Genomic DNA, 7,524 nt, shown 5'->3' with positions numbered 1-7,524 from the left:
GTCCCACCCCGTCCCACCCCGTCCCACCCGCGACCCGGCGACCCGCCGGACCGCCCTGTCGGCCTGCCCGGTGCAGACCGCGACCCCGAGGAGAACCCTGTGATCAGCCGTCGAACCTGGATCCTGTCGCTGGCCGCGAGCCCGCTGGTGCTGGCCGCGTGCGGGAACGGGACCGACCCCGCCGCCGTCGCCGCCACCGCCACCGCCACCGAGGGTGCGGTCGACACCAGCCCCGAGCAGAGCGGTCGCATCGCGGTGGAGGCCGTGCCGGAGATCGCGGCGACCGTGCCGCAGGAGATCCGCGACCGCGGCACCCTCGTCATCGGCACCACGGCCGACGGCAACCCGCCGCTGGGTTTCCGTGCCGACGACGACACGACGGTCATCGGCATCGAACCGGACATCGCCCTGCTCGTCGCCGGCGTCCTCGGGCTGGAGCCCGATCTGCGGGCCACCTCGTGGGAGAACCTGTTCGTCTCCATGGACTCGGGTCAGTTCGACGTGGGGTTCTCGAACATCACCGTCACCGAGGAACGCAAGGAGAAGTACGACTTCGCCTCCTACCGCGTCGACACCCTCGCCTGGGAGGTCGCGAAGTCCTCCGGCACCACCTCGATCCAGGAGCCGAAGGACGTCGCCGGGCTGACCGTCGCGGTCGGTTCGGGCACCAACCAGGAGAAGGTGCTCCTCGACTGGGACGCCCAGAACACGACGGCCGGTCTGGAACCGGTGACGATCCAGTACTACGCGAAGTCGACCGACGTGTACCTCGCACTGAAGTCGGGGCGCATCGAGGCGTACTTCGGTCCGAACCCGACCGCGGCCTACCACGTGCTCGTCGCCGGCGAGACGAAGATCGTCGGCACCGTCCCCGGCGGTGGCACGATCCAGGCCGACATCGCGGCGACGACGAAGAAGGGCGACGGACTGGTCGACGCCCTGGCCGCTGCGCTGAACCACGTCATCGAGAGCGGCGCCTACGCGAAGACCCTCGCACGCTGGAACCTCGCGAACGAGTCCGTGCCGACGTCCGAGATCAACCCGCCCGGGTTGCCGAAGACCGACTGATCCGAGGAGAGCGACGTGGTTCTGCGAGTTCCGGTTCCCCGCACCGGTACCCCCGTCCTGCAGGTGCGCGGCACCGTCGAGCACGGCGACCAGCGCGGTCGCCTGCTCGGCTTCCCCACCGCGAACGTGGCGCTCGACGGGGACGGCCCGGCGGACGGCGTCTGGGCCGCCACCGTGCAGGTCGACCCGGTCCACGACGGCCCCGTGCACGTGGCGGCGGTCTCGGTGGGCCGGCGGCCCACCTACTACGCGGACGGGGTGCGACTGCTCGAGGCGTTCCTCCTCGACGTCAGCCTCGACCTCTACGACCGTGAGGTGCTGGTGTCGCTGCACCGCCACCTGCGTCCCCAACTGGCGTTCTCGGGGTCGGCCGACCTCGTGGAGCAGATGCACCGCGACGTGGCGGCGACCCGGGAGTGGGCCGCCGCCACGGTCGGTCGCTGACGCCGCCCGGAGGGCCGGCCCACGGGTGTGGAACGGGCGGAGGAGGCGTTCAGGAGGCAGAGTCAGCGGGGTGAGGACCTCCAGCACGCCGCCGACCTCCCCCGCCCTCCCCACCGAGGCGGACCTCGCCGCCGCGGCGCACCGTTCCGACCCGCTCGCGGACGCCCTCGCCGACCGGGTCCTCGCCGACCCCACCGGCTGGCGTCGCTTCGACGAGGCGTTGCGCCACGGCGCCGACAGCGCCGTGGACCCCGCCGTGCACGACCTGGTGCTCGACCTCGAACGCACCTGCGCCGCAGCCGACGACGAGGTCCTGGACGAGGCGGCCGAACCGACCTTCACGGCGTCGATGGGCGTCCACGTCTTCGACGTCGGGGCGGGAGCGCTCATCAGTTCCTACCGACCGCCGACGACGTCCACGATCCTGGTCCGGACGGGGCGGCTCCTGGGGGAGAACGCGCACGCCCGGCTGCTGGAGACGGCGCAGTGGCTGACGGCCGCGTCGCTGCCCGGCGGGACCCGCCCCGGCCGACGGGGTTTCGTCTCCACCGCCCACGTCCGCCTCGGCCACGCCGTCGTGCGGCGCCGCGTCCAGCGCGAGGCCCCTCCCACGGACGGGACCGTCCCGATCAGCCAGCTGGACCAGCTCCGCACCTGGCTCGACTTCACCTACGTCGCCCCGCAGTCCGCCGCGGTGCTGGGCATCGACCTCACCCCCGCCGAGTACGCGCGCTTCCTCCGGTTCTGGCGCCACCTCGGAACGCTGCTGGGGGTCGAACCGGGCCTCACGGCGGGGGTGGTCGACCTGGCCGGTGCGCGCACCCTGCACGACCGGATCGACGCCCGTACCGCAGCGCCCAACGACGACGCCCGTACCCTCACGGCCTCGGGCCTGACCGTGCTGGCCACCACGCTGGCCGAACTCACCCCGATCCCGGCGCTCGTGGCGACCCCCCTCGTCGAGGTCGTCTCCCGGGCCATGCAGGGCGACCCGCTCGCCGACGCGCTGGGCATCCCGCGACACCCGGTGCTGAGCCGGGCGGTGCCGGTCGTCGCCGCGGTGCAGCGGGCCCGCCGCAACCGGCTGCGGCGCAACCCCGCGGCGTGGGCCGCGGCCATCGCGCGGAACACCGCCGCCAACCGGGAGTTCCTCGACGCCGGGTGACCCCGCGCGCCCGGGAAGCACCGCGGGCGCGGTCGCGTTCTCCTCCTCGACAACCGGCTCGACAGGACAGGAGCGCACCGTGGCAACCGTCGACGACCTCGTGGTCACCCACGACGAACAGGCCCACCGCTGGGAGGGCCGCCTCGACGGCCAGGTGGTGGCGTTGGCCGACTACGTCCCGCAGGGTTCGTCGATCGCGATGGTCCACACCGAGGTCGTCCCGGCCCACGAGAACGAGGGACTGGCGACGAAGGTCGTCGACGCCGCGCTGGCCGACGTCCGGGCGCGCGGGTTGCGCGTCGTCCCGGCCTGTTCGTTCGTGCGGCTGCACGTGCGGCGGCACGCCGAGGAGTACGCCGACATCCTGTGAGAGCGCCGACCACGGGAGGATGTCGCCCGTGACCCCCGATGCGCCCCGTCGACGTGCCCGCAGGTCCCGTCCGGACGGGCCGGTGACCCTCGACGACGTGGCCCGCGAGGCCGGGGTCTCGTTGGCGACGGCCTCACGCGTCCTCAACGGCAGTTCCCGGGTCGTCGGGGAGGCGCTGCGCGAACGCGTGCACGCCGCGGCCGCGCAGCTCGACTACAGCGCCAACGCGCAGGCCCAGGCGATGGCCCGTGGCCGCTCGGGGGTCGTCGGTCTCGTCGTCCACGACATCGCCGACCCGTACTTCTCCTCCCTCGCCGCCGGGGTGACGGCCCGGGCCGAGGCGTCCGACGTCATCGTCACCCTCGCCGTGACGGGAGGCGATCCCGTGCGGGAACTGCAGCACGTCGCCACGCTGCGGCGGCAGCGCGTCCGGGCCGTGCTGCTGGCCGGGTCGCGCTGGGCCGACGAGGAGTCGACGGACGCCCTGCGCGCCGAACTCGACGCGTTCCGCGCCAGCGGGGGGCAGGTGGCGGCGGTCACCCAGGACGTGCTCGGCGTCGACACCGTCCTCATCGATAACGCCGGCGCGGCGCGGCGTCTGAGCGAGGCCATGGTCGGGATCGGCTACCGCGAGTTCGTGCTGCTGGAGGGTCCCGAGGACCTGCTGACCGCCCGGGAGCGGACGGCGGGGTTCCTGGCCGGGCTGAGAGCGCACGGGATCGAACCCGTCGCGCACCTGGCGGGCCCGTTCACCCGCGACGGGGCCTACGCGAGCACCGAGGAGTTCCTGGCCCGCGGTCCGCTCCCCCGGGTCGAGGGGCGTCGTCCCCTCCTGATGGCCGCGAACGACGTGATGGCCGTCGGTGCCCTCGCGGCCGCCCGCGACGCCGGCGTCGACGTCCCCGCGGACCTCGCGATCTCGGGTTTCGACGACATCCCCACCCTGCGCGACGTCGCCCCCGCCCTCACCACGGTCCGGTTGCCGTTGCGGGGCATCGGCGAGGCCGTCTTCGACCTCGTCGTCGCCGACGGGGACGGGCCGCTGCGCCAGGAACGGTTCGAGGGCGAGGTCCTCGTCCGCGCCAGCACACCGCCACAGACGTGACGGTGTGCCGGCGGGGTCCGGCCTGACCCGCCTGACCGATCGGGCCGGCCCGACGTGGCGCGTCAGAGCATGCCCGCCGCGGCGGACACGACCTTCTTGGCCGCGTCGGCCGGGGTGCTGCGCCCGAAGATCTGCTCGGTCGCGATCGTGGAGTAGTCGGTGCTCCACGACGACGCGTTGGCCGGGGTCACCTGCGGCGGGTCGACGAGTTCCGGGGTGATGGCCTGGGTGAACTCCAGGGCGATCTTGGCCTGCGGGTCCAGGACCGGCTTGATGTCCTCCTGCACCGACGGGATCGCCGGGACCCCCCGCTCGGTGGTGAGGATCTTCGTCGCGGCGGGGTTGGTGAGCACGAAGGAGACGAACTTCGCCGCGTTCTCGCTCTGCTTCGAGCGGGCGGAGATCGACCAGTACATGGACGCCTTGTTCACCATCTTCGGGGATTCCCCCGCCGCCTTCGCGGGCAGCCGCAGCAGCTTCAGCTCGTTGCCGCTGGCCGCCGCGAACGCCGAGATCTGCGTGTGGAAGAGCAGGTGGAACGCCGCCCGGTTGGTGGCGAACAGCGAGGCGTCGAGCGCGGCGGTCGAGTTCTCGCTCTGCATCGCGGCCGGCGGGGTCGCCCCGGAGGCGATGAGGGCGTCGGCGTACTCGAAGAAGTTGGTGACGGTCGCCTCGTCGGCGGGCTTCTCGTCGTCGCGGGGGAAGACCTCCTGGCCGCGCTGGCGGGCCCAGACGGCCACCTCGTTGGTGCCCACCCCGAACCCGTCGAAGCCGAAGACGCCCTGGGCGCTCAGCTTCGAGGAGATCTGGGTGGCGAGGTCGGCGAACTCGTCCCAGGTCCACTTGGTGTCGTCCGGCATCGCCACGCCGGCCTGCTCCAGCAGCTTCGGGTTGACCCCGAAGGAGTAGTTGCCGGTGCCGATGGGAGCACCGACGAACGTCTTGTCCACCATGCCGGTGTCGCGCATCTTCTCGTCCATCGCCGACAGGTCGAGCTGGCCGGAGACGGAGCCGAGGTCGAGCAGGGCGCCCCGCGTCCCGTAGGCGGCGATGTAGGACTCGTCCATCTGGATGACGTCGGGCGAGTCGTTCGCGGCGGTGCCGGTGGCGAGCTTGTCCCAGTAGGAGGTCCACTCGGAGTTCTCGACGGTGACCTTGATGCCCGGGTTGGCCTTCTCGAACTCCGCCACCGCCTGCTGGGTGAGCTTGAGCCGGGAGTCGTTGCCCCAGGTCGAGACGCGCAGGGTGCCGCCGCCCCCGGAGGCCTGCGAACCGCCGGAACTGCCGGGAGCGCAGGCGGCGAGGGCGGCGAGCGACCCGACGGCGGCGAGGCCGGTGACGGCCTGGCGCCGGGACGGACCCCGGTGCGGGGTGGGAGAGGTGTTGGTGTCCGCGTGGTTCATGTCAGCGAGGCCATTCTCGTCGAAGGTGCGCGGGTAGGATCGGTCGTGCGAACGGTCACTTGCCACCGGTGGTGGAGATCCCCTTGACGAGGAAGCGCTGACCGAAGAGGAACACCACGAACAGCGGGACGAGGGTCACGATCGACATCGCGAACATCGCTCCCCAGTTGCTGCCGCTGGTGGCGTCGAGGAACTGCTTGAGCGCGACCGGAACGGTGTAGGCGTTCGGGTCGGTCAGGTAGATCAGGGGGGTGAAGAAGTCGGACCAGGTCCAGATGAACGTGAAGATGGCGGTGGTGGCCAACGCCGGCCCCATCAGCGGGATCATCACGCGCAGGAAGATGCGGCCGTGGCCGCAGCCGTCGATGCGGGCCGCCTCGTCGAGCTCCCGCGGGATGCCACGGATGAACTGCACCATGAGGAAGATGAAGAACGAGTCGGTGGCCAGGAACTTCGGCAGGATCAGCGGGACGAACGTGTTCACCCAGCCGAGGTTGTTGAACAGGATGTACTGCGGCACCAGGACGACGTGGACCGGGACCATCACGGTGATGAGCATGACGGCGAACCACAACGTCTTGAACCGGAACCGGCAGCGGGCGAAGGCGTAGGCGGCCATGGAGCAGGCGAAGAGGTTCCCCGCGACGGCACCGACGACCACGATCGCGGAGTTCACGATGTAGTGGCCGAAGGGCTGCGCGAGGGCCGTCCAGCCACCCGTGTAGTTGCTGGTGATCAGGTCGTTGAGCCACAGCCCGGGGGTCCGGAAGATGACGTCCGTGGGCCGGAACGAGGACACCAGCAGCCACAGCAACGGGTAGATCATGATGATGCTCACGGCGATCAGCACCAGGTGCTTCACCACCGAGCGGGCGTTGCGGGACGCACGTCCCGCACCTTCCACGGGCTTCGGCCCGTGGGTCGCGACCTCGGGAGAGGCGGTCTCCTGCAGTTCAGTCATCGTAGAACACCCAGAACTTCGAGAGGAGGAAGTTGACGGCGGTCAGGACACCGATGATGAGGACCAGCAACCACGCCATCGCCGCGGCGTAGCCCATCTGGAACTGACCGAAACCCTTCTGGTACAGGTACAACGAGTAGAACAGCGTGGAGTCCGCCGGACCCCCGGTGCCACCGGAGACCACGAAGGCCTGGGTGAACGACTGGAACGCGTTGATCAGCTGCAGCACCAGGTTGAAGAACACGATCGGCGACAGCAGCGGCAGGGTGATCCGGCGGAACCGGGTCCAGCGGCTGGCGCCGTCGACGGCGGCGGCCTCGTGGTACATGACGGGGATCTGGCGCAGGCCGGCCAGGAAGATGACCATCGGCGAACCGAACGTCCAGACGTGGAGCAGGATGATCGTCCACAGCGCGTAGCTCGGGTCGGAGACCCAGCCCGTCGTGGACTGGATGCCCACGGCTCCCAGGACCTGGTTGACCAGGCCCTCGGTGCCGAACATCTGGCGCCACAGCAGGGCGATGGCGACGGAACCACCCAGCATCGAGGGCAGGTAGAAGATCGAGCGGTACAGCGCCAGACCGCGCATCCCGCGGTCCAGGACGATCGCCACGGCCAGGGCGAACCCCAGCTGCAACGGCACCCCGACGACCACGTAGATCAACGTGACCTTCAGCGAGTGGTGCAGCCGCGAGTCGGTGAGCATGTCGACGTAGTTCTGCACGCCGATCCACTCCGGCGGCTGCAGCAGGCTGTACTTCGTGAACGAGAGGTACAGGCTGGCCAGCATCGGGCCGATGGTGATGACCACCAGGCCCAGGAACCACGGGGCCAGGAACAGGTACGCGGCCTTGTTGTCGCGGCTGTTCTCGCGCCGCAGGGCGGCCTTCTCCTCACGGGTCCGGGGCCGTCCGTCCTTGGCGGTCCGGATGTTGGAGAGCTCGGAGATCGCGCTCACCGCGGCGGCCTTCCGCCGTGGGGTCCATCGAACATGGGAACCACCTTCTC

The 7,524-nt window shown here is 70.9% G+C and carries 8 protein-coding genes; 5 read left to right on the top strand and 3 right to left on the bottom strand.

The window, feature by feature from the left end; genetic code table 11:
* The first annotated feature begins 99 nt into the window (after positions 1 to 99).
* From ACFQ46_RS18970 to ACFQ46_RS18950, 5 genes are all read left to right on the top strand, one after another.
* The gene (locus ACFQ46_RS18970; RefSeq protein WP_380260946.1) at positions 100 to 1,068 is read left to right on the top strand and encodes an ABC transporter substrate-binding protein; all 969 of its coding nucleotides are present in this window, start codon (positions 100 to 102) and stop codon (positions 1,066 to 1,068) included.
* A gap of 15 nt (positions 1,069 to 1,083) precedes the next feature.
* The gene (locus ACFQ46_RS18965) at positions 1,084 to 1,512 is read left to right on the top strand and encodes a riboflavin kinase (protein ID WP_380260944.1); all 429 of its coding nucleotides are present in this window, start codon (positions 1,084 to 1,086) and stop codon (positions 1,510 to 1,512) included.
* 70 nt (positions 1,513 to 1,582) lie between these two features.
* A complete protein-coding gene (locus tag ACFQ46_RS18960) occupies positions 1,583 to 2,677 on the top strand; it encodes an oxygenase MpaB family protein (RefSeq protein ID WP_380260942.1) in 1,095 nt (364 codons plus the stop codon).
* Positions 2,678 to 2,756: 79 nt separating this feature from the next.
* On the top strand, positions 2,757 to 3,047 hold the full coding sequence (locus ACFQ46_RS18955; protein WP_380161109.1) for a GNAT family N-acetyltransferase: 291 nt from the start codon (positions 2,757 to 2,759) through the stop codon (positions 3,045 to 3,047).
* A 19-nt stretch (positions 3,048 to 3,066) separates the two neighbouring features.
* Positions 3,067 to 4,152, top strand: a complete 1,086-nt coding sequence (locus tag ACFQ46_RS18950; protein WP_380260940.1) for a LacI family DNA-binding transcriptional regulator — start codon at positions 3,067 to 3,069, stop codon at positions 4,150 to 4,152.
* Positions 4,153 to 4,214: 62 nt separating this feature from the next.
* On the opposite strand, the gene ACFQ46_RS18945 is transcribed toward ACFQ46_RS18950, so the two are convergent.
* The 3 genes from ACFQ46_RS18945 to ACFQ46_RS18935 are packed head-to-tail and all read right to left on the bottom strand — an operon-like array spanning position 4,215 to position 7,474.
* Positions 4,215 to 5,555: an ABC transporter substrate-binding protein gene (locus tag ACFQ46_RS18945; RefSeq protein ID WP_380260938.1), complete on the bottom strand. Its 1,341-nt coding sequence runs from the start codon at positions 5,553 to 5,555 to the stop codon at positions 4,215 to 4,217.
* Between the two features lie 55 nt (positions 5,556 to 5,610).
* Positions 5,611 to 6,516 carry a carbohydrate ABC transporter permease gene (locus ACFQ46_RS18940; RefSeq protein ID WP_380260936.1) on the bottom strand — a complete coding sequence of 302 codons (906 nt, stop codon included), beginning with the start codon at positions 6,514 to 6,516 and terminating at the stop codon, positions 5,611 to 5,613.
* Positions 6,509 to 7,474 (bottom strand): carbohydrate ABC transporter permease, encoded by a 966-nt coding sequence (locus ACFQ46_RS18935; protein WP_380260934.1) that lies wholly within the window; start codon positions 7,472 to 7,474, stop codon positions 6,509 to 6,511. Before ACFQ46_RS18935 ends, ACFQ46_RS18940 begins: the two co-directional genes overlap by 8 nt.
* Positions 7,475 to 7,524: the final 50 nt, after the last annotated feature.

Origin of the sequence: Kineococcus sp. GCM10028916 (assembly GCF_042674865.1) — a bacterium.
Classification (GTDB): domain Bacteria; phylum Actinomycetota; class Actinomycetes; order Actinomycetales; family Kineococcaceae; genus Kineococcus.
The sequence above is the reverse complement of the archived record's forward strand: the minus strand, read 5'-3'. Positions and strand labels throughout refer to the sequence as shown.